The 1539-nt window shown below is 55.4% G+C and carries 1 rRNA gene; it reads right to left on the bottom strand.

What is annotated here, in order from left to right:
• Positions 1–54: 54 nt before the first annotated feature.
• A 23S ribosomal RNA gene (locus ACFYTS_RS36550) occupies positions 55–1539 on the bottom strand; the annotation flags it as partial.

Below are 1539 nucleotides of genomic sequence, written 5' to 3'. Positions count from 1 at the left end.
CTCAGTGATCTGTGTGTTGTTTCAGATACTGCACAGTGGACGCGTAGCTTCTTTGTTGGTAAGTCCTCGGCCTATTAGTACCAGTCACCTACACCTGTTACCAGGCTTCCAGTTCTGGCCTATCAACCCAATGGTCTGTTGGGGGCCTTACCCCCTCGAGGGGGTGAGAAACCTCATCTTGGAACAGGCTTCCCGCTTAGATGCTTTCAGCGGTTATCCCTTCCGAACGTGGCCAACCAGCCGTGCTCCTGGCGGAACAACTGGCACACCAGAGGTTCGTCCGTCCCGGTCCTCTCGTACTAGGGACAGCCTTCCTCAAGTTTCTAACGCGCGCGGCGGATAGAGACCGAACTGTCTCACGACGTTCTAAACCCAGCTCGCGTGCCGCTTTAATGGGCGAACAGCCCAACCCTTGGGACCTACTCCAGCCCCAGGATGCGACGAGCCGACATCGAGGTGCCAAACCATCCCGTCGATATGGACTCTTGGGGAAGATCAGCCTGTTATCCCCGGGGTACCTTTTATCCGTTGAGCGACACCGCTTCCACTTGCCGGTGCCGGATCACTAGTCCCGACTTTCGTCCCTGCTCGACCTGTCGGTCTCACAGTCAAGCTCCCTTGTGCACTTGCACTCAACACCTGATTGCCAACCAGGCTGAGGGAACCTTTGGGCGCCTCCGTTACATTTTGGGAGGCAACCGCCCCAGTTAAACTACCCACCAGGCACTGTCCCTGAACCCGATCAGGGTCCGAGGTTAGAGGTCCAATACGATCAGAGTGGTATTTCAACGATGACTCCACGAACACTGGCGTGCCCGCTTCACAGTCTCCCACCTATCCTACACAAACCGTACCGAACACCAATACCAAGCTATAGTGAAGGTCCCGGGGTCTTTTCGTCCTGCCGCGCGTAACGAGCATCTTTACTCGTACTGCAATTTCGCCGAGTCTGTGGTTGAGACAGCTGAGAAGTCGTTACGCCATTCGTGCAGGTCGGAACTTACCCGACAAGGAATTTCGCTACCTTAGGATGGTTATAGTTACCACCGCCGTTTACCGGGGCTTAAATTCTCAGCTTCGCTCCGAAGAGCTAACCGGTCCTCTTAACCTTCCGGCACCGGGCAGGCGTCAGTCCGTATACATCGTCTTACGACTTCGCACGGACCTGTGTTTTTAGTAAACAGTCGCTTCTCACTGGTCTCTGCGACCCAACCCAGCTCCCACCGCAAGGGTGTTCACCAGACCGGGCCCTCCTTCTCCCGAAGTTACGGAGGTATTTTGCCGAGTTCCTTAACCACAGTTATCTCGATCGCCTTAGTATTCTCTACCTGACCACCTGTGTCGGTTTGGGGTACGGGCCGTGTACCAACTCACTAGAGGCTTTTCTCGGCAGCATAGGATCACTGAATTCGCCTCAATCGGCTACGCATCACGTCTCAGCCTATATGCGGTGCGGATTTGCCTACACCACGGCCTACACGCTTACACCAGGTATTCCATCACCTGGCCCAGCTACCTTCCTGCGTCACCCCATCGCTT

Origin of the sequence: Nocardia sp. NPDC004151, assembly GCF_042874235.1 — a bacterium.
Classification (GTDB): domain Bacteria; phylum Actinomycetota; class Actinomycetes; order Mycobacteriales; family Mycobacteriaceae; genus Nocardia.
The sequence above is the reverse complement of the archived record's forward strand: the minus strand, read 5'-3'. Positions and strand labels throughout refer to the sequence as shown.